The sequence below is a fragment of the Brenneria roseae subsp. americana genome (assembly GCF_003115815.1).
GTDB lineage: Bacteria > Pseudomonadota > Gammaproteobacteria > Enterobacterales > Enterobacteriaceae > Brenneria > Brenneria roseae.
Genome location: NZ_QDKJ01000022.1, coordinates 1 through 20,417, shown reverse-complemented (window position 1 = coordinate 20,417; position 20,417 = coordinate 1). Strand labels below are relative to the sequence as shown.

The following is a 20,417-nucleotide window of genomic DNA, read 5'->3' as shown; positions in this document are numbered from 1 at the left end:
TATCGGCATATGAGGGAACTTATTGAGCCGATTGTACTTGAAAAATGAGAGAGATAAACGGCAGTTAATACGTTGTATTCTTTTTCTTCACATCCTTCGATTATGCACTTGTCATCGCCAGGTTTTTTGCGTAGAATTCGCGCCCTATTGTGAATATTTATAGTGCGCTCTGGATAATCATACGTTGAGTGCGCGGAAAGCGGAGTTTTTTATGTACGCAGTTTTCCAAAGTGGTGGTAAACAACACCGAGTAAGCGAAGGTCAAACCGTTCGCTTGGAAAAGCTGGACATCGCAACTGGTGAAGCTATTGAGTTTGACCAGGTTCTGATGGTTGCCAATGGTGAAGAAATCAAAATCGGCGTTCCTTTCGTCGATGGCGGTAAGATCAAAGCTGAAGTTGTTGCTCACGGTCGTGGCGAGAAAGTTAAGATTGTTAAGTTTCGTCGCCGTAAACACTACCGTAAGCAAGCGGGCCATCGTCAGTGGTTCACTGACGTGAAAATCACCGGCATCAGCGCTTAAGATTTAGGAGAGCGGATTAATGGCACACAAGAAAGCTGGCGGTTCAACTCGTAACGGCCGTGACTCAGAAAGTAAACGCCTGGGCGTAAAACGTTTTGGCGGCGAAGCGGTATTGGCTGGTAGCATCATCGTTCGTCAGCGCGGAACCAAATTCCACGCTGGTAGCAACGTAGGCTGCGGGAAAGACCACACTCTGTTCGCTTTGGCTGACGGTAAAGTTCAGTTTGAAGTTAAAGGCCCGAAAAACCGTAAATACATCAGTATCGTTGCTGAATAATATTTCGCGTTAGGCCTTGCAGATTTAAGCCCCGCAATTTGTTGCGGGGCTTTTTACGTTTCTGATTCTGAGCAATCAACCTGAGAAAAGCATGAACACGAAACAACAGACGGGTATCGGTCTTTGTCTGGCGCTGACCACAGCAATATGCTGGGGAGCTTTACCGATAGCCATGAAGCAGGTTTTGGTGGTCATGGAACCTTATACTATTGTTTGGTACCGTTTTTTTATTGCATCGATTGGCCTTGGATTGGTGCTTTTCTCACGGAATAAGCTTCCTCCATTGCGTGTTTTCCGGCATCGGCGGTGGTGGGTTTTATTGCTGATTGCGACCTGTGGACTGCTGGGGAACTTTGTTTTTTTCAGTTCATCACTACAGTATCTTAGCCCAACGGCTTCTCAGGTTATTGGTCAACTTTCTCCAGTCGGTATGATGTTTGCCAGCGTTTTTATTTTGAAAGAAAAGATGCGGCCGACTCAAATCATTGGGGCAGTGACCTTGATTTGTGGTCTGATCCTGTTTTTTAACACCAGCCTGATTGAGATTTTCACCCGCCTGACCGATTACACGCTGGGGGTTCTGCTCGGCATGTGTGCGGCAGCGGTTTGGGTCTCCTATGGCGTGGCTCAGAAAGTGCTTTTACGTCGTTTGACGTCACCGCAGATCCTGTTTCTGCTTTATGTCCTCAGTGTTTTGTTTATTACCCCCTTTGCCAAGCCGGAGACCGTTTTGCAACTCAGTGGCTGGCAGCTTACCTGCCTGCTGTTTTGTGGTGCGAATACCCTGATAGGATATGGCGCGTTGGCTGAGGCGATGGCGCGCTGGCAGGCGGCGCAAGTCAGTGCGGTAATTACACTCACTCCGTTGTTTACATTGCTCTTTTCTGATCTGCTGGCGTTGACGTGGCCGGACTTTTTTGCCGCTCCGGTGCTTAATTGGATCGGATATTCAGGCGCTTTGATTGTCGTAGCGGGAGCAATGTTCTCGGCGATCGGACACCGTATCTTTCCTGGGCGGAAACCACGTTCGCCGATCGTTGTGCCAAAATAAACCAAGGAAGTTTGCGTCAAATGACATTTTGACATTCCTTGTGGACTGTTTATTTTTAATACAGATGAAAATATTGGGATAAGCGGGTACAATTCGCCCCCTTGCCGGAACTGGTTCTGGTGCGTCAGTTTTTTATGACAGATGATAAAATAGCTATCTGTCTTTAAATCAAAAAGTTACGCCAAAGAGAACCAATAATAAGCCTAAAACAAGTAGATATTCTCTATTGGTTTTTTGCGGAGAAAGTCAATGAAGTTTGTAGATGAAGCGACCATCCTGGTGGTCGCAGGTGATGGCGGTAACGGCTGTGTCAGCTTCCGCCGCGAAAAATATATTCCCAACGGCGGCCCTGACGGCGGAGACGGTGGCGATGGCGGAGACGTCTATCTGCTGGCCGATGAAAACCTGAATACGCTGATTGACTATCGTTTTGAAAAATCATTTCGCGCCGAGCGCGGCCAGAATGGCCAAAGCCGGGACTGTACCGGCAAGCGCGGTAAAGATATTACGATTAAAGTCCCGGTCGGTACCCGCGTGTTGGATAAGGGAACCGGAGAAGTGCTGGGCGATATGACTCGCCATCAGCAGAGCCTTATGGTTGCCAAAGGCGGCTGGCATGGACTGGGAAACTCCCGGTTTAAATCTTCCGTTAACCGCGCACCGCGTCAGAAAACAAACGGTACGCAGGGTGAAGAACGTGAATTGATGCTTGAGCTCCTGTTGCTGGCCGACGTAGGAATGCTGGGTTTGCCGAATGCGGGTAAATCGACGTTTATCCGTGCGGTTTCCGCCGCTAAGCCAAAAGTGGCTGATTATCCTTTTACCACGCTGGTTCCCAGCCTTGGCGTTGTCCGTATGGACAGCGAGCAAAGTTTTGTGGTTGCCGATATTCCGGGTCTGATTGAAGGGGCTTCCGAAGGCGCGGGGCTGGGTATTCGCTTCCTTAAACATTTGGAACGCTGTCGGGTTCTGTTGCATCTCGTTGATTTAGCACCGATTGATGAATCCGATCCGATAGAAAATGCCAAAGTGATCGTCAATGAATTGCAGCAATATAGCGCGGTGTTGTCTGAAAAACCTCGCTGGTTGGTTTTCAATAAAATTGATTTGATCGATAAAGCTGAAGCGGAAAAACGTGCGAAAGAGATTGCCGCTGCTCTGGGCTGGGAAGAAAAGTATTACCTGATTTCTGCGGCGAACCGCGAAGGCGTCAATGCACTGTGCTGGGATGTGATGAATTTCCTGAAAGTGCAGCCTAAGGCGATGGCTATCGAAGAAAGCGCGCCAGAGAAAGTTGAATTCATGTGGGATGATTATCACCGTGAACAGCTGGCGGCCGCTGAAAGTGAAGCAGAAGAAGAATGGGATGATGACTGGGACGACGAGGATGAAGAAGGCGTCGAAATCATCTATCATCGTTGATGGTTACCCGGGCTGGCAACGTTCGGTCCGGTGAAGGATTATTGTCAGGCAATGAACCATTCCAGGATAAGTACAGCGCGGTAATGCGCTGTACTTTTTTGTGTTGGATTAGTTGTTTTGATAAATGTCTTTGTATAAACGACTTTCAAATCGCACCAGCGGAACCCGGCGCGAGCGCTGATCTTCAGGTGGAACGGCGTAACCGGAAAGGAATTGAACGAATGCCATCCGCTGACCACTTGCCGTGGTAATAAAACCTGCCAGATTATAAACGCCCTGTAATGCGCCGGTCTTCGCTGAAACTTTACCGTTTACTCCGGCCTCATGTAATCCACCCCGATACCGTAATGTTCCATCGTAACCCGCAAGCGGCAGCATCGTAATGTAGTTCAGTTCCTGATCGTGCTGAGCGATATATTGCAATACCTGCATCATGGTTGCCGGAGAGATCAAGTTGTGACGTGATAAGCCTGACCCGTCGACAATAATGCTGTTACCCAGATCGACCCCCGCTTTCTGGCGCAATATCTGACGCACGGCGTCAGCGCCTGCACGCCAGGTTCCCGGCACATTGAAACGCTCATGCCCGATGGTGCGAAACACCGTATCGGCAATCATGTTATCCGACTTTTTCAGCATGATGGTCAGTAAGTCGTGCAGCGGTGCCGATTGTGCCTGCGACAAGACCGTACCGGCGGCGCTTGGCTGAGTCTGGCGACGCAAACTGCCTTTGATTCTGATATCCGCCTGTTGAAGTTCGTCTTTTACGATGGCGCCTGCATAGCTGGCACCATCCTGAATAGCAAAAGCGAGTGGAAGAGGCTCAGCCCGTTGCGTCAGACAACCCGTGATCGTAAAACGGTTCAGTTCCCCCGGCACGACATCCAGCTCGCAGTATTGTGCGTCGGGGGAGCCCTTCGCCAGTGTACGAACTTCACTAAACATTTGTACCGGATAGTAGGAAGCAACGCGGATAAACGCGTTATCACCGGCTTTGGGGGCGCTATAGAGAGAAACGGAGAAACAGTTGCGATCGACAATCGCCGCGGCGGGTGGCGCACTGAAACACTGTGTCATGTCGTTCCATGGCCAGCCTGGCGCTTTGTCATGACTGGCGAACACCGATGTGTCGATCATGACGTCCCCTGAAATTTCCTGTATGCCGCGCTTTCTTAATTCCTGCACCATATTGCGTATTTGCTGTCGTTTCAGGGTTGGATCTCCACTGAAGCGGACGATCAGATTACCGTGCAATATACCGTTATTAACGGGGCCATGACTTTCCATTGTGGTAACGAAACGGTAGTCTGGGCCTAACTGGAGCAGTGCCGCCAATGCGGTTATCACCTTTTGCGTACTGGCAGGTAACGCCATTTGCTGGCTGTTAAAGGCCATTGTCGGTGTCGTTGCCCCGATTTTTTGAACGACCAGCGCCAAATTGGCGCCATCAGGCAAGTATTGGGTGTGATCTTCAATAGTTGCTGCATTGGCATGCAGAACAAAAGCGCAGGCAAGTCCGGTAACAATCGATGAAAAACGCATAATCTCAGCTAACAACAGGGTAACGTGTGGTCATACTACGGCGCAATACGGTCTAAAGTAAACGATGACCCTTACGGAACTCTGGGTTAAAATACGTATCAAAATGCAAAATCGATGCTGGCCTGGAAATTTTTTTCCGGGGCTGGTTACTTTTGTTTAATGCCAGAAGGCGCTGGCGTGCATAGACACGACGTCGTATTTGATTTTTAACATGTCAGGATGACTACTATTTTTTGAGTCGTACGGATTTTTTTAGAGGTATAGACAATATGAAACAATTTCCGATGACGTTGCGTGGTGCTGAAAAATTACGCGAAGAGCTTGATTATTTAAAATCAGTTCGTCGGCCTGAGATTATTGCCGCGATTGCTGAAGCTCGTGAGCACGGCGATCTGAAAGAAAATGCGGAGTACCACGCTGCGCGTGAACAGCAAGGTTTTTGTGAAGGACGAATTCAGGATATCGAGGCTAAGCTCTCTAATGCTCAGGTCATCGATGTGACGAAAATGTCCGCCAATGGCCGTGTGATTTTTGGCGCGACGGTGACGGTCATGAATCTGGATAATGAAGAAGAGCAGACGTATCGCATCGTAGGTGACGATGAGGCGGATTTTAAACAAAATCTGATTTCTGTTAATTCACCGATCGCCCGTGGCCTGATTGGCAAAGAAGAAGAAGATATTGTGGTCATCCCTACGCCGGGTGGCGAAGTTGAATATGAGATTCTGAAAGTTGAATATTTGTAACTTTTGCTGTATTGGCGATTAAATCGGCAAAGTTTGTAAAGAAAAGAAAAAGGCCGCTTGCGGCCTTTTCTCTAACAGACAGGCATGGCACCTTTCCGTTAAAACAGAGTATGTTGAAATAAAAAGTGCTATCGTGGTAACACAATTTTACGTTCTTTCGCAGGACGATAAAGCACCAATGTGTGGCCGATGACCTGAACGTTACTGGCCCCGGTTTCGCGAACAATAGCTTCAATAATCAAAGTTTTAGTCTCGCGATCTTCTGTAGCGACTTTCACCTTGATAAGTTCGTGATGCTCTAATGCCTGTTCGATCTCAGCCAGAACACCTTCGGTGAGGCCGTTATTGCCCAGCATGACAACCGGTTTTAACGGATGCGCCAGACCTTTCAGGTGTTGTTTTTGTTTATTACTTAGGTTCATTGTCTTTTTTGCTTAGGTTGGGATTGAAAACGGGTCATTCTACCGCCATCTCATGATTATAACCAATTTGGCTGTGCTGATTGGGGATATGTGAGAAGTTTCTATCCACCGAGAGCGTCTTACAAGAATAGTTGGAAAATAGATGGCTAATAAGAAGCGTTCTGCGAGTTCCAGTCGCTGGCTGCAGGAACACTTTAGCGATAAATATGTGCAGCAGGCGCAGAAAAAAGGGCTACGCTCACGAGCTTGGTTTAAACTTGATGAAATACAGCAGAGCGACAAATTGTTTAAACCCGGTATGACCGTTGTCGATTTGGGGGCTGCGCCAGGCGGCTGGTCGCAATATGTAGTGACACAGATTGGCGGACAAGGCCGTATCATCGCCTGTGATATTTTACCGATGGATCCTATTGTTGGTGTCGATTTCCTTCAAGGGGATTTTCGTGATGAATTAGTCCTCAAAGCGCTGCTTGAGCGAGTTGGGGATAGCAAGGTTCAGGTGGTGATGTCTGACATGGCCCCGAACATGAGCGGTACACCGGCAGTTGATATTCCGAAATCGATGTATCTGGTTGAATTAGCACTTGAAATGTGTCGGGATGTATTAGCGCCAGGCGGAAGTTTTCTGGTGAAAGTGTTTCAGGGAGAAGGTTTTGATGAATACCTGCGGGAAATTCGCTCCCTGTTTACGAAGGTTAAGATTCGTAAGCCAGACGCTTCGCGTGCCAGGTCACGTGAAGTGTATATTGTAGCGACAGGGCGCAAACTGTAGTACCCTAACGCTGTTTTTTAACACAGTTGTAATATGAGGTTAATCCCTTGAGTGACATGGCGAAAAACCTGATTCTCTGGTTAGTCATCGCAGTAGTGCTGATGTCCGTTTTCCAGAGCTTCGGGCCCAGCGAGTCGAATGGCCGTAGGGTGGATTATTCAACCTTCTTGACTGAAGTGAATCAGGATCAGGTCCGTGAAGCACGTATTAACGGGCGTGAGATCAATGTTATCAAAAAAGATAGCAACAGATACACGACTTATATTCCTGTCAACGACCCCAAGCTACTGGATAACCTGCTAACGAAGAATGTGAAAGTCGTTGGTGAGCCACCGGAAGAGCCAAGCCTGCTGGCTTCGATCTTTATCTCCTGGTTCCCAATGTTGTTACTGATCGGTGTCTGGATCTTCTTCATGCGTCAAATGCAAGGCGGCGGCGGTAAAGGCGCGATGTCCTTTGGCAAGAGCAAAGCCCGGATGCTGACGGAAGATCAGATCAAAACGACCTTTGCCGACGTAGCGGGTTGTGATGAAGCAAAAGAGGAAGTGAGCGAACTGGTCGAGTATCTGCGTGAACCAAGCCGTTTTCAGAAACTGGGCGGTAAGATACCGAAAGGTATCCTGATGGTCGGCCCTCCGGGGACGGGGAAAACGTTGTTGGCAAAAGCCATCGCGGGTGAAGCGAAAGTTCCTTTCTTTACTATTTCTGGTTCAGATTTCGTTGAAATGTTCGTCGGTGTTGGTGCTTCCCGCGTACGTGACATGTTTGAGCAGGCCAAGAAAGCGGCGCCTTGTATCATCTTTATTGATGAAATTGATGCGGTAGGCCGCCAACGTGGCGCCGGTCTGGGCGGTGGTCACGATGAGCGTGAGCAAACGTTGAACCAGATGCTGGTTGAAATGGATGGTTTTGAAGGCAATGAAGGCATAATTGTCATCGCGGCAACCAACCGTCCTGACGTTCTGGACCCTGCATTACTGCGTCCAGGTCGTTTTGACCGTCAGGTAGTGGTGGGTTTACCCGATGTTCGCGGTCGTGAACAGATTCTGAAAGTACACATGCGCCGCGTGCCGTTGTCTCCGGACATTGATGCATCCGTGATTGCGCGTGGTACGCCAGGCTTCTCCGGTGCGGATTTGGCCAACCTGGTCAATGAAGCGGCCCTGTTCGCCGCACGCGGTAACAAACGCGTGGTGTCCATGGTCGAGTTTGAAAAAGCGAAAGACAAAATCATGATGGGCGCTGAGCGCCGTTCCATGGTGATGACTGAGCAGCAGAAAGAGTCAACGGCTTATCACGAAGCCGGGCATGCGATTATTGGTCGTCTGGTACCTGAGCACGATCCTGTGCATAAAGTGACGATTATTCCGCGCGGTCGTGCTCTGGGTGTGACGTTCTTCCTGCCAGAAGGTGATGCAATCAGTGCCAGCCGTCAGAAACTGGAAAGCCAGATTTCTACGCTGTACGGCGGTCGTCTGGCTGAAGAAATCATCTATGGTGTGGAAAAAGTCTCCACCGGTGCGTCAAATGACATCAAAGTCGCGACGTCTATTGCTCGTAACATGGTGACACAGTGGGGCTTCTCCGAAAAACTGGGGCCGTTGCTGTATGCCGAAGAAGAAGGCGAAGTGTTCCTGGGACGTTCCGTTGCCAAAGCCAAACACATGTCTGACGAAACGGCCAGAATCATCGACCAGGAAGTGAAATCGCTGATTGAGCGTAACTACGTGCGTGCTCGTGAACTGCTGATGGCAAACATGGACATATTGCATTCAATGAAAGATGCGTTGATGAAGTATGAAACCATTGATGCCCCACAGATTGATGATCTGATGGCTCGTAAAGATGTTCGCCCGCCAGCCGGTTGGGAAGACTCCAGCTCGGATAGCAATTCTGATAACGGTGGCTCACCAAAGGCCCCGACGCCTGTTGACGAACCTCGTACCCCAAATCCGGGTAATACGATGTCAGAACAACTGAGCGATAAATAACGCGGCAGTGGTTATGTTTCGACCGCACGTAGTTGTTTTTGTAAACCCCGGCTTTGGCCGGGGTTTTTTACTGAATAAGCTCGCGGGAAAATTTTTAAGGTAATCCGGCGATGTCGAGGGAAATGTCATGCAATTGATCGCCAGAGGATCAACCCTGGATCTGTCCCGTCCCAATGTGATGGGCATTCTTAATGTCACACCTGATTCATTCTCTGATGGCGGCAAGCACAATACCGTGAATACAGCAGTGCGTCATGCTCAGGAGATGATCTCGGCTGGCGCCACACTGATCGACATTGGCGGCGAGTCGACTCGCCCTGGTGCAGATGAAGTCAGTACCGAAGAAGAACTGGAGCGGGTGGTGCCGGTGGTTGAAGCGTTGTCTGAACGTTTCGATACGTGGATTTCTGTCGATACGTCAAAAGCCGAGGTTATCACCGCCTCTGCTCAAGCCGGCGCACACCTTATCAATGATATTCGATCGCTGCAGGAGCCGGGCGCTTTAGAAGCTGCCGCGGCAACGGGATTACCTGTCTGTCTGATGCATATGCAGGGATTGCCAAAAACGATGCAGCATAATCCCCATTATGATGATTTGATGTCGGAAATCGGGGATTTTTTACAACATCATATTGATCGTTGCGTGATCGGCAATATTCCGAAAAGTAAGCTATTAGTGGATCCCGGATTCGGATTTGGTAAGAATCTGACCCATAATTACGAGCTTCTGGCTCGTTTGGGGGAATTGCATCGCTTTGGACTGCCTTTGCTGGTGGGCATGTCCAGAAAATCCATGATTGGGCAACTACTCAAGGTTCCCCCATTGCAACGCGTTCAGGGCAGTGTGGCGTGTGCAGTGATTGCTGCGATGCAAGGCGCACAAATCATCCGCGTTCACGATGTGAAAGAAACAGTCGATGCCATGCGCATCGTTGAAGCTACTCTTGCAGCAAAGGAATAAAAACGACTATGAGTAACCGCAAATATTTTGGGACGGACGGTGTGCGTGGCAAAGTTGGCGATACACCCATTACGCCTGATTTTGTGCTGAAACTTGGCTGGGCCGCGGGTAAGGTTTTGGCGCGCCATGGTTCGCGTAAGATCATTATCGGTAAAGATACCCGAATTTCCGGTTATATGCTGGAGTCCGCTCTGGAAGCAGGCCTCGCAGCAGCCGGTTTATCTGCCTCTTTTACGGGACCAATGCCGACACCGGCGGTTGCTTATCTGACTCGAACTTTCAGGGCAGAAGCGGGGATTGTTATCTCTGCTTCACATAATCCTTATTATGATAACGGCATTAAATTCTTCTCTATTGATGGCACCAAATTGCCTGATGATGTGGAAGAAGCCATAGAAGCCGAGATGGAAAAACCGTTGACCTGTGTAGAGTCAGCAGAATTGGGTAAGGCAAATCGTATTGTCGATGCAGCAGGGCGTTACATTGAGTTTTGCAAAGGGACGTTCCCCAGCGAGCTTAGCCTCAGCGGTCTGAAGATCGTGGTTGACTGCGCGAATGGCGCTACATACCACATCGCGCCAAGCGTATTGCGGGAACTGGGCGCTAAAGTGATTTCCATCGGCTGTGAGCCGGATGGTATGAACATCAATGAAGAGTGCGGCGCGACGGATGTAAGGCAGTTGCAGGCGCGTGTTCTGGCGGAAAAAGCCGATGTAGGACTGGCATTCGATGGTGATGGCGACCGGTTAATCATGGTTGACCACCTGGGTAATAAAGTCGATGGCGATCAAATTCTGTACATCATCGCCCGCGAGGGTTTACGTCAGGGGCAGTTGCGCGGCGGGGCGGTAGGAACCCTGATGAGCAATATGGGATTGGAGCTTGCATTGAAGCAACTGGGTATTCCGTTCGCTCGTGCCAAAGTCGGCGATCGCTATGTGTTGGAAATGATGCAGGCAAAGGGATGGCGTATTGGTGCCGAAAATTCCGGCCACGTTATTTTGTTGGATAAAACCACAACGGGTGACGGTGTGATCGCTGGTTTGCAAGTATTAACAGCGATTGTCAGAAACCACATGAGTTTGCATGATTTGTGCAGCGGTATGAAGCTATTTCCGCAGATTCTGGTTAACGTTCGTTTCACTGGTGAGCATGACCCGCTTGAGGATAAAACCGTTCAACAGGTAACACAGGATGTTGAAAATGAACTCACCGGTCGTGGCCGCGTTCTGTTGCGTAAATCGGGCACTGAGCCGCTGATTCGTGTCATGGTTGAAGGTGAAAATGAAGCAACGGTTATTGAGTTGGCAAATCGGATTGCGGATGCGGTAAAGGCGGTTGGTTAACGATCGTTAAACACTGGCAATCAAGAAGATAAGGCTTTCGGTTATTATCACATGCTGAAAGCCGCTGTTTTTTTCTTCAATCAGCAAATGACAGCCAAATTACCCTTGCGTACGCTACAGCCTTTGGTTAGTATTCAGACCCGCTTAATAAGGGATGAGTGATTCATTCAACTAGCGGACTAGACGCGGTTTACCGCAAGAATATAGCATTCTCCATTAATAATGGGGAAAACGGTTACGGGTACAACTATGTACGAAGCTCTTTTGGTCATTTTCCTGTTAGTAGCGCTCGGGCTTATCGCCTTGATTATGCTGCAGCAGGGTAAAGGTGCTGATATGGGCGCTTCGTTCGGAGCAGGTGCTTCTGCCACTTTGTTCGGTTCGAGCGGCTCCGGTAACTTCATGACTCGCATGACGGCGGTATTGGCGGCTCTGTTCTTCATTATCAGTCTTGTGTTGGGGAATATGAGTTCGTTGCAGAAGAAAGGCGGTGCCTGGGATAACCTGAACCAGCCAGAGAACGTAGAGCAGACTACGACACCTGCCGCGCCAGCTGCCCCGATTAGCGATATTCCGAAGTAATAATCGTTTGGAACAGTATCACGGTAATGCCTGTCATTGCTGTTGAATAAGTTATTGAGATGCCGAGGTGGTGGAATTGGTAGACACGCTACCTTGAGGTGGTAGTGCCCGATTGGGCTTACGGGTTCAAGTCCCGTCCTCGGTACCAATACAAAATCAATAGACGTCAATGGACGTCTATTTTTTTTGTCTCAATTCCACGAGTTAGCCGGCTTTTCCTTCCATTCCCACTCTTCCGGCAACGCGCCCGATTTTATGGTGAACTGCAATCCTGTACTGGTACCCCCCCCCCGGCGCGGCTGACGCATCATTCACTGAGGTATCTTGTTCCCTCGTTCTGGTTTGAACCAAGTCAAATTCGGGCAAAAAATTGCCCCAAATGCGCATTTATTCTGAAAATCTTGATAGTGATATTGCAGAATGATGATTGGGATTGTGAATCTTATTGAGCAAAGATGATTAATGTGAACAGTTTTTTGCTATCGATAATGGGTGGTAGAGATTCCGTCTGGCTGGTGAATTAGTCATAGTAAACGCCGGGGAAGATGCTGAATCTTTTCCGGCTTTTTCCATTATGGAGCAACCCGATAACCATTTCCCGATCAGTTCTTCTATCAAACGATAGTGACAGTTAATATTCTCTGCCAGATAATAGAAAATTCAGCCGTCAAATCTTCTGATAAAACGTCATCCGATATTTACACTTCCGCCACCAATCAACACACCGCCGCAACTGACGGTATCACCAGTACGTGCTGCGGGTTTACCATCAACAAATACGCTGGATGAGCCGCTACTGATGTTTCGTCCATGACCATGAGGGGCCAGAGGATCCCCCAGTCGAGCCAGTGGCAAACCATCCACTTTTACTGTTGGAGAGCCGGAAGAGACTGGCGTTGGCGGGTGGTTGCCGTGACCGGTATCGTTATCACTCTGTTTAACTGCGTTTCCCATATTTCCTTCCTCCGGTTTTATTAACACCACTGCGTTTCTTGCCGACTGACCGTCTTTTTGTCGAAAGCATCGGCTTGTCTGCATCGTCAGAATTATATTCCTGTATAACTCCGGCAAGACGACGGTGGTTGAACACAACAAAAGTGAAATACCCTATGAGCAATGTCAGACAGCACAGCAGGATGTGAACACCATCAATGCCGCTGAACAACATGATCATCGCATGACGAAACTTACCGGCCAACTGATGGCAACTGTACCGGCACAGACGGTGGCGCACCACTTCAGTGGCGGGATACGCATCAGAGTACCGAAAACCAGCAGCGCCGCGACCGGTCCAAAAGTGGCAAACATGACGACGTAAACAGGCTGACGGGATATCAGCGTTAAATCAAAGGGCAATTCCAGCATAATGTGTTTCCTCTGAATTAACCTGCAACAGTGGATAGTTCATCGGTCTGGCCAGTATCAGTGCGGGGAATTCATTTATACCCACGTTATATAACGTGACGCTTTCATTAAAGAATTCCCATCTGTCCGCAATCTGCTCTTCCTGTTGTGAAATACGCTTCTGCAACTCAATAAAAGCGCGACTGGCTTTGTACCTTGCCGGTCGCATCTTGCAAAATGAAAGGCTGACAGCACCTCTCTTCATGTATCAACCGATAACGTCTTTCACCGTCTGAATTGCGTTCTTCCTCATGAATGGTATGATAATAACCAATGCAACGTCGCCCGCTCAACGGTTGCGCTCACCAGCCCCCGAGCATGATAAACAGTATCACCGGCCAAGCAATAGAAGAGATACTGGATAGTCGGGACATAAGTTTGGAAAACATAATATCATTTCTCTCTTGCGTTAATTACAAACTCATTTTACCAATGACACCCCACTAACCAACATTACCAATCCGACCTATATAACAGGAATAAATCTTCCATCAATTAAGGAAAATACTGGCGAAAAATACCCCAAGTTATTATCCCCATCATCATCCTTAACCGAATAGGAAATAGGATATACCGTAGGATCTGACTTATTAACAAATCGAACCATTCTTCCTTTATTCATGACTTCAATCTTATAATCATTCCAATTAATAGGAATCATATGAAAATCGGGGTGTTTAAAATCATTAACAAAATCGTTATCATTATAAATGTCATTAATATTCTCGCCAGTGGTTATTGACCAGGCGTGCAATGATTCATTCAGATATAATTTAATTTTTTCATTGTCTTTAGCCACAAAAAGATGCCAGAGATCAAGATAAACCAGTTTTAGTGCCTGCACCTGTTCTGATGTGCCAGTAAAGGGAGTCGCCCTTGTCCACGTCCACTCGGGAAGCCCTTTAAGATAAACTTTTTGCGTAAACTGATATAGATCCATGCCATCAGGGAAATAATTATCAATAAAATAATTATCGGGGATATGTCCTTTCTCGATTTTTTGGGCGGATATTTTTTTTATTATAATTCTTTCAGGATTAGCTGAGATTTTTTCTTCATCGGATTTGACAAAGGGAATGCCGTCTTTATTGATGCCGACATGGATTCGGCTTAATACCTTTGATTCTTTACTCTTAAAGGCCGTCAAATCAAGTTTACAACTGGATTCCGGATGAAATTTTTTTCTTTCTTCATCAGTCAATTTCTCTTCTGAGAACCATCCCAATGCCCCTATCTCAAGAGTAATATCGTTCTCGCCATTTGCCAGAACAAGCATGGCATTGGTACTCGATGAACCGAAACCTCTTCCGGACACGGCTGAGTCACGATTATCCATACCGAGAACGCCGTTGGTTTTGATAGCGCAAAATGCGTAGTTAATATCGAACACGCTGCGAATTTTTAGTGGTTCATTAGCGGCATTAGCAGTAGTCATCATTATCACTCCAAAGAAAACCAAATTTTTCCATTTATCTATTTTACCTATCATGATATCCCTTCTTTTACTTAAGATTTGGGATTATAACCCATTTCCTACGGCTATGCAGGTATCACCTTTGGTTTAGTAAGGCTTCTCTCTTTACCAAATAGATTAATTCTCATTGGCGACTCTGATTCTTTTAAAGGAGCACCTAAAACAGTTCTGTTTTTGTATGTATATTTACTAATCGAACTTTTTACTTCCTTACGCTTACCTCCTTCTTTAACATCAACCAATAATGTCACTTCAGCTACAACTCCATCATGATAACCGACCAAATCTATTCCATCATTATGTTGATCCAGTTTAAAACCGGCTTCAGTTTTTAACAATGCTGAAGCTTTTAATGCGACTTCAACAAATAAAATATTTTTTTAAATGCCATACTGACAACACCTTCCAGCGTGAAACCGAGTTTATTCTCTTTGCCCGCACTAAATGTCCAATCTTCTTGTTTATAGGCCGCGCCGATAGCCAAATGCACCGCCGTCGTTAACTGCAAATAGCACTCGATGGCATCTCCACCTTTGGCAAGATATTCTCGACACTTAGCAGCTATTTTTTCAATTTTACAATAAGCCGCCAGCAGTTGTATCAGATCGATTTTCATCTTCATACTGAGGAACGGGGCGGCGTAAAAACCGATAAAGTGCGTCGCATCATCAACACTGATCATCCGCTGATAGGCATACGATACGCCCATATTCATCGGCTCGACAGAATAATCAAACACACGGTATTCGCGTGTTCCTTTCTTCTCAGGGTCAGGTAATAGATATTTATTGATATTAGTGACAAAACGTTCAACTTTACTAATCTGCTCTAGGATTTTAACGGTTCTAATTTTATGTGTCGCTTCAGCAAATTTAGCAGAGTAATCCGTTCCGCCGATCTTAAGACCATAATCAATATTCAACGCCCTTGTCTGCGTGATTTGAAACTGATCTGTTTGCAGCGTCCACTGAAACGTCAGCCGGAACTGCTGACCCGCATTGACGACTATCAGCAGGGTCGGGAACCGATCCGACTCGGCTGATGCCGATAATCCGGCACCCGCGACGCTTGCTGATTATGATAATATTGGTACTGCACTAATGTTGTTCTATAGGGAGAATAAGGAGAGCGGTATGGCGATGACAGAGGATCACTGGTGGCCGGTGTGGTGGACGCAGTCACCAGACAAAAGGGGTACGATGGGCTATGGTGATACATGGAGCGTTGTTGAATAAATCCGGTCTTGCTTAAAATACAAATTTTCACTAACGATAACTCCATCAGTTACAAGGGATCATGAGCTCCCAGATCACCTCAAAACAAAATAACGGAAATTCGATTTATTTAATAAAGCTATATAATTGGTAAGCAGCAAGCGAAAGGCCATATCAAAAATCAAAGCCCTAAATAATGTGATTCACAGACATCATCCGATATTTACACTTTCCCCACCAATCAGCACACCACCACAGCTAATCCCATCCCCAGTACGTGCAGCGGGTTTACCATCAACAAATACGCTGGATGAGCCGCTGATGATATTCCGGCTATGACCGTGAGGAGCCAAAGGATCACCTTGTCGGGCCAACGGCAGGCCATCAACCTTAACTGTTGATGAACCCGCAGTAACGGACGTAGGGGGATAACTACCATGCCCCGTATCCTTATCGCCAATTTTGACAGCATTACCCATTTTTAGTCCTTTTTTAATCCTTCTATTAATATATATGATCCCTAGACATTATTTCACGATAAAGACTGATTTTGTTATTACTTCCTTTAACAGTATCATCTCTGTTTTAAGCGACCAGCTAAAAGACAGGAGTAGGAACCCCACTAACTCCTGTCGCATCATCCGAAATTATCTTACCAGAGTCACCTTACCATCTATTATAGAAAAATAAGGATTGTAAGTGAAAACAACATTGCCATTGGGATCTTGAAACTTCAGTGGTGAATTTTGAAAAAATCCAATTGCAAGACGGAAAAGTCGCCCATTACGGTATGTAATTAGTTTATATTTTCCCCATTCAATGGGTGTAGGCGTAAGTTGTTTATCAATAACATGTTGGGGAAAATCGGTAGATATAAATACCATTCCGGTCGTGACTCCTTCCGCAAATGCCATCTCTTGATTAGAGATCCGCGTGATCGCTTTCAAGCCTTCAATATCACGATCCTTCATCATCGTCCAAATATCTGCATAGGCTCGCTGTATTTTAGGCAGATCATTTTCCGTGACAGGAGTGGCGTTTACCCACGACCACCTCGGTAAGTCAGCGATCTTCAGACTTCCCCTGACTTTATAGAAGCCATAGTCTTTTTCATTCTTGGTATAGCCCTCAAACACTTTTGAACTGACCGCATTGGGTCCATTATTAGCCGACTCACCCGCAGTAATCTTGCCTTTTTCATTCACACTTAATCTAAAGTTGGCGATCTCTGTGCTTGTGTTTTCCGTATCTTTACTGACAATCACCTGACAGGACGAGTCTGGAAAAAGAGTATTAGGATCTTCATGATTTTGCGGCCCCATTAACAGTTCAATATCATTCTTACTGTTCTCTAGGAATGCAGTTAGATTAAACCCCGCCGACATCGTTCCAGAATAAATTGTTGTATTATCAACTGCAGGAAGATCGTTTACCCGTAAAAGACAGGTGCTTTTATATGATTTAAAAGAAAATAGATATTTTTCACTACTCATTTCGGCAGCCCTAACAGGAGAAATCCATAATAAAATTAGAAATAAATTAATATTAAATAAGATTAAACCGATATTCTGAATCGCTCTTTTCCAATTTATCATGGATTATCCACTCCTTTTCAACATTATTAGTATCTTGGGTTTTAGGTTTTTTTCTTGGCAATCCAGCATTTTCGTCAGATTTTTCCATATTCGAAGAAAGTCCAACTGTATAATTTACATAAACCTTGGCCGTTATCCCTTCATGATAAAATACCAAATCCAGTTTGTCTTTTGTAGGCGCGTGTAGCCCCAGACATCCTTCTGCAGTCGCTGAACCGCCAACCTCCAGCGCCCCCTCTGCGATATAAAATCGTACACCGGCACGGACACTCGCTTCAAGAGTCAGTGACAGCGTGGCTTCCGCCGCTTCATCTTTTTGCCATTCCCACTCATTTTTTGCGTCTGATTTAAACACCAGTGTGAAGTTTACTTCCCCTTCAGCAACAAGCCAAAACTTGGTCCCTAAGAATGCAGCGTTACGGCCCTCTTCATAGGCCTGTTCCTGAGACATCAATTTTTCACGAACTGCTGCCAGTAAAACATCCGAGTGATACCAGGCGGCAAATGCCTGGAACAAGTCCAGTGTCATTTTTATCCCTATCAATGGAGCCAGTCCAAGTGATAATTCTCTTTCAATATATATGTTGCCTGATTCGCTATCTTCTTTTAATTCACCCTGGGCTTTAATCTCTAACGCAGGATAGATGATTTCTGTTTCCAATAGCGTTATTTTATCATTTTCGCCTTTGGTCGTTGAAAGCGCCTTGCTAACGAAGTCGATTGTCTGTACCGATTTATTCAGCCAGGAAAGTGTATTTGATTTTTTCTTAAAGTCTTTTTTTAAGGAAACTGAGTAATCGTGAGTGGCATCACTGCCACTGCCTAATTTATATGAAAACTTTCCGCCAATATCAAGAGAACGGCTTATTTCATATTTAGGGCGTTTTGTCCATCCACGAACGCCACGCTGTGGGTTCCCATTGGCTCTATTTTCTTCTCTGCTCTGTTTTTTTAACTGTCTCTCAGTAAATTCTGTAACGACCAGATCGGTTCCAATAGCAACGCTAACATCCCAGCTAAACTCAGGATAAATGACAATCTGTGACCAAAGTGCATCTCTTGGCGCCAGATTAAAGATCTGGGAAATGCCATTAAAGAAACGTATAGGCTCACTGACAAAAGGCTCACCGTTGCATTGTCCGACACGCAGGATATATGTCTTTTTAGGTATCAACTCCTTGATGCCCTTTGAAAACACATACTCCCTCAGGAAATCTATAGCATCATGTGTCGCAAAAATATTGATCCTTTCTTTTTCGTAGTCGCACACATAATTTGTCAGACCGCTGTTAAAGGTTTTTGGTGAATGACTTCTTTCCGAATCATAGATAATCCCCTGAGGACATAATGGATTATCTGAAACACACTTTTTCCCTGTCAGAGAAAATGAAACGGGAACACCCACACCGCCTTCATCAATGGCTTCCACCGTTGTGATAAAGCTATCCTGTTTGTAATTAAAAACTCTGTCTTTTACTTTAAGTGAAAACGCATGAATACAGGTATCCGGGTTTTCACAATTACACGATGGCGACCCCGCCGTTAAACTAATCATAAACTTTCCTTACAGGGGCACGCTGCCCAATTCCCTGAGTAAAAGCGTTTCTGCTTTGAATACGCCCCTTTCACCATCCGCACAAAGAACACGCCTAAAATCAGCGGGGATATTCTCCGTCGTCAGACAACCCCGGGTATGAAACAGAGAAAATAAACCACGAATGCTTCTGTCATCGGTTATTCCCTGCTGCTTTAGCCAGCGGAATGTTTCTCCCACCGTTTGTGCATCAACCTGCCCATTCCCCCCGTTCCAGCTTTCAATTTTTTCGACCAGATTTTCGATATAACGTTGCTCAAAAATCAACGCTAATTTATCCATCTGCTCTTGCGAAATTTGCATTATCTTTCGCCGGGAAGTACTCCCTGCATGAAACTTTTCTCGCAGGGCAACGAAACTTTCATGCCGTTGCATTCCTTGCCAATTCGTCGTTATCGTCTCCACCGGACCTAAAAAGGTATGTTGCTCCCAGGGAGAGAGGATCGCCAGAAAAGGCCAGATATTGCGAGGATCATAAAAACGGAAGAATACCGGTTTTTCTTCACTAGGGATCTGTACATGCAGATATTTGCGTAAATGCTGACGCAGGGTTTTCATATCGGCCTTGCTTTCAAGCAATATACCCCAGGGTGTTTTCCTTTGTTTCAGCCAGTTAAGGGCAACCCCCTCAGCTTTTACCAAATACGGTGCCAGTCGCCCGAGATATTCAGGTACAGGCTCTGCGTATAAACTGGCATGTGGAGGATCGACTTGTTCAAGCATGGAGAATAATTCAGGCTCCGCTGCGGCATCCACGATTGCCCAGCTTGTCATTTTACTCATCCCTTCTTCTCCTTTGCCGGACAGTGCGCAACAAACATCGTCCCCTGCGCCGCTGCCGCTTTCAATATCGCCGGATCGGCAGGCAACGCCAGATCGCCCGGACTGCCGCCTGAATTCAGGTTAATGGCAGGCCCTTTGATATCCACTCCCCCTGCGTGCACCACAACAAAACTGCCTCCGACCCTGAGTGTCAATTTGCTGCCACTTTGCAGCGTCAAATCACCGTTGCTGTCCACGCTGAAAACACCGCTGATCTTCTGTGCCAGATCGCCCTTTACCTGTATGCCCTGATCGCCTTCCGTCAGCGACAGGCTGTTGCCGGTGATCTTGTGATCCTGATTACCTTCTACCGTCACTTTACGGTCATTGGCTACCACCAGTTCTTCATCATGCCCGATACTCGTGGTGCGATTATAGTCCACGCGTTCATCTTTGGAATTGAGCACCCGCATAGCCATATTCTTCTGGGCGTGGATAAATATCTCTTCGTTATCAGTCGCGTCCTCAAAACTGAGTTCGTTAAAACCTTTTCCTTTATGCGTTTTGGAGCGAAGCGTCGTGCGCGTCTTGTTGGCGGGCAGCGGATAGGGAGATAGATTGGTGGCATGATATGTCCGCCCCGTCACTATCGGCTGGTCCGGGTCGCCCTCCAGAAAACTGACGATAACTTCATGGCCAATGCGCGGTATCGCAATCAGCCCGTACTGACCGCCCGCCC

At 46.8% G+C, this 20,417-nt stretch carries 23 protein-coding genes and 1 tRNA gene; 12 read left to right on the top strand and 12 right to left on the bottom strand.

Annotated features, from left to right (window positions below; translation table 11 throughout):
- Window positions 1–211: 211 nt before the first annotated feature.
- The 4 genes from rplU to cgtA all read left to right on the top strand — a co-directional run bounded on the left by rplU (window position 212) and on the right by cgtA (window position 3,273).
- Window positions 212–523, top strand: coding sequence for a 50S ribosomal protein L21 (gene rplU / locus B4923_RS19650; RefSeq protein WP_009114476.1), 312 nt, complete (start codon window positions 212–214; stop codon window positions 521–523).
- Window positions 524–542: 19 nt separating this feature from the next.
- Window positions 543–800 (top strand): 50S ribosomal protein L27, encoded by a 258-nt coding sequence (gene rpmA / locus B4923_RS19645; protein WP_109491399.1) that lies wholly within the window; start codon window positions 543–545, stop codon window positions 798–800.
- Window positions 801–891: 91 nt separating this feature from the next.
- Window positions 892–1,851 carry a DMT family transporter gene (locus B4923_RS19640; RefSeq protein ID WP_109491398.1) on the top strand — a complete coding sequence of 320 codons (960 nt, stop codon included), beginning with the start codon at window positions 892–894 and terminating at the stop codon, window positions 1,849–1,851.
- Between the two features lie 249 nt (window positions 1,852–2,100).
- Window positions 2,101–3,273, top strand: a complete 1,173-nt coding sequence (cgtA, locus tag B4923_RS19635) for an Obg family GTPase CgtA (RefSeq protein ID WP_109491397.1) — start codon at window positions 2,101–2,103, stop codon at window positions 3,271–3,273.
- 108 nt (window positions 3,274–3,381) lie between these two features.
- Here the strand turns inward: cgtA and dacB are convergent, their stop codons facing one another.
- Window positions 3,382–4,815, bottom strand: a complete 1,434-nt coding sequence (gene dacB / locus B4923_RS19630; RefSeq protein WP_109491396.1) for a serine-type D-Ala-D-Ala carboxypeptidase — start codon at window positions 4,813–4,815, stop codon at window positions 3,382–3,384.
- A gap of 269 nt (window positions 4,816–5,084) precedes the next feature.
- Here dacB and greA point away from each other — a divergent pair, with 269 nt between their 5' ends.
- Window positions 5,085–5,561, top strand: a complete 477-nt coding sequence (gene greA / locus B4923_RS19625; RefSeq protein ID WP_109491395.1) for a transcription elongation factor GreA — start codon at window positions 5,085–5,087, stop codon at window positions 5,559–5,561.
- Window positions 5,562–5,689: 128 nt separating this feature from the next.
- Here greA and yhbY read toward each other — a convergent pair whose 3' ends face one another.
- Window positions 5,690–5,983: a ribosome assembly RNA-binding protein YhbY gene (gene yhbY, locus B4923_RS19620; RefSeq protein WP_109491394.1), complete on the bottom strand. Its 294-nt coding sequence runs from the start codon at window positions 5,981–5,983 to the stop codon at window positions 5,690–5,692.
- Between the two features lie 142 nt (window positions 5,984–6,125).
- On the opposite strand from yhbY, the gene rlmE reads away from it, so the two are divergent.
- The 6 genes from rlmE to B4923_RS19590 all read left to right on the top strand — a co-directional run bounded on the left by rlmE (window position 6,126) and on the right by B4923_RS19590 (window position 11,783).
- Window positions 6,126–6,755, top strand: a complete 630-nt coding sequence (gene rlmE, locus B4923_RS19615; protein WP_109491393.1) for a 23S rRNA (uridine(2552)-2'-O)-methyltransferase RlmE — start codon at window positions 6,126–6,128, stop codon at window positions 6,753–6,755.
- A 56-nt stretch (window positions 6,756–6,811) separates the two neighbouring features.
- Window positions 6,812–8,746 carry an ATP-dependent zinc metalloprotease FtsH gene (gene ftsH / locus B4923_RS19610; RefSeq protein WP_109491392.1) on the top strand — a complete coding sequence of 645 codons (1,935 nt, stop codon included), beginning with the start codon at window positions 6,812–6,814 and terminating at the stop codon, window positions 8,744–8,746.
- Between the two features lie 127 nt (window positions 8,747–8,873).
- On the top strand, window positions 8,874–9,707 hold the full coding sequence (folP, locus tag B4923_RS19605) for a dihydropteroate synthase (protein ID WP_109491391.1): 834 nt from the start codon (window positions 8,874–8,876) through the stop codon (window positions 9,705–9,707).
- 8 nt (window positions 9,708–9,715) lie between these two features.
- Window positions 9,716–11,053 carry a phosphoglucosamine mutase gene (gene glmM, locus B4923_RS19600; protein ID WP_109491390.1) on the top strand — a complete coding sequence of 446 codons (1,338 nt, stop codon included), beginning with the start codon at window positions 9,716–9,718 and terminating at the stop codon, window positions 11,051–11,053.
- 249 nt (window positions 11,054–11,302) lie between these two features.
- On the top strand, window positions 11,303–11,635 hold the full coding sequence (secG, locus tag B4923_RS19595) for a preprotein translocase subunit SecG (protein WP_109491389.1): 333 nt from the start codon (window positions 11,303–11,305) through the stop codon (window positions 11,633–11,635).
- Window positions 11,636–11,696: 61 nt separating this feature from the next.
- Window positions 11,697–11,783, top strand: a tRNA-Leu gene (locus B4923_RS19590).
- A gap of 539 nt (window positions 11,784–12,322) precedes the next feature.
- On the opposite strand, the gene B4923_RS19585 is transcribed toward B4923_RS19590, so the two are convergent.
- Window positions 12,323–12,589: a type VI secretion system PAAR protein gene (locus B4923_RS19585; RefSeq protein ID WP_109491388.1), complete on the bottom strand. Its 267-nt coding sequence runs from the start codon at window positions 12,587–12,589 to the stop codon at window positions 12,323–12,325.
- A gap of 124 nt (window positions 12,590–12,713) precedes the next feature.
- Here B4923_RS19585 and B4923_RS20825 point away from each other — a divergent pair, with 124 nt between their 5' ends.
- On the top strand, window positions 12,714–12,953 hold the full coding sequence (locus tag B4923_RS20825; RefSeq protein WP_146187272.1) for a hypothetical protein: 240 nt from the start codon (window positions 12,714–12,716) through the stop codon (window positions 12,951–12,953).
- A gap of 27 nt (window positions 12,954–12,980) precedes the next feature.
- On the opposite strand, the gene B4923_RS19575 is transcribed toward B4923_RS20825, so the two are convergent.
- The 9 genes from B4923_RS19575 to B4923_RS19535 all read right to left on the bottom strand — a co-directional run.
- The gene (locus tag B4923_RS19575) at window positions 12,981–13,244 is read right to left on the bottom strand and encodes a LemA family protein (RefSeq protein WP_109491386.1); all 264 of its coding nucleotides are present in this window, start codon (window positions 13,242–13,244) and stop codon (window positions 12,981–12,983) included.
- A gap of 261 nt (window positions 13,245–13,505) precedes the next feature.
- The gene (locus tag B4923_RS19570) at window positions 13,506–14,528 is read right to left on the bottom strand and encodes a hypothetical protein (protein WP_109491385.1); all 1,023 of its coding nucleotides are present in this window, start codon (window positions 14,526–14,528) and stop codon (window positions 13,506–13,508) included.
- A 50-nt stretch (window positions 14,529–14,578) separates the two neighbouring features.
- Window positions 14,579–14,851, bottom strand: coding sequence for a hypothetical protein (locus B4923_RS21155; protein ID WP_245929686.1), 273 nt, complete (start codon window positions 14,849–14,851; stop codon window positions 14,579–14,581).
- Window positions 14,852–14,862: 11 nt separating this feature from the next.
- Entirely contained in the window at window positions 14,863–15,435 is a 573-nt protein-coding gene (locus B4923_RS21150) for a hypothetical protein (RefSeq protein ID WP_245929684.1), read from the bottom strand.
- Between the two features lie 504 nt (window positions 15,436–15,939).
- Window positions 15,940–16,206 carry a type VI secretion system PAAR protein gene (locus tag B4923_RS19555; RefSeq protein ID WP_109491383.1) on the bottom strand — a complete coding sequence of 89 codons (267 nt, stop codon included), beginning with the start codon at window positions 16,204–16,206 and terminating at the stop codon, window positions 15,940–15,942.
- A gap of 168 nt (window positions 16,207–16,374) precedes the next feature.
- A complete protein-coding gene (locus B4923_RS19550; RefSeq protein ID WP_109491382.1) occupies window positions 16,375–17,322 on the bottom strand; it encodes an IdsF in 948 nt (315 codons plus the stop codon).
- Entirely contained in the window at window positions 17,273–18,877 is a 1,605-nt protein-coding gene (locus tag B4923_RS19545) for a hypothetical protein (protein WP_109491381.1), read from the bottom strand. The genes B4923_RS19550 and B4923_RS19545 overlap by 50 nt, the downstream gene beginning before the upstream one ends.
- A 9-nt stretch (window positions 18,878–18,886) precedes the next feature.
- The gene (locus B4923_RS19540) at window positions 18,887–19,699 is read right to left on the bottom strand and encodes a DUF4123 domain-containing protein (protein WP_109491380.1); all 813 of its coding nucleotides are present in this window, start codon (window positions 19,697–19,699) and stop codon (window positions 18,887–18,889) included.
- Window positions 19,696–20,417: type VI secretion system Vgr family protein (locus tag B4923_RS19535; protein WP_245929682.1), on the bottom strand; the 722-nt coding region annotated here is incomplete at its 5' end. The genes B4923_RS19535 and B4923_RS19540, both read right to left, overlap by 4 nt.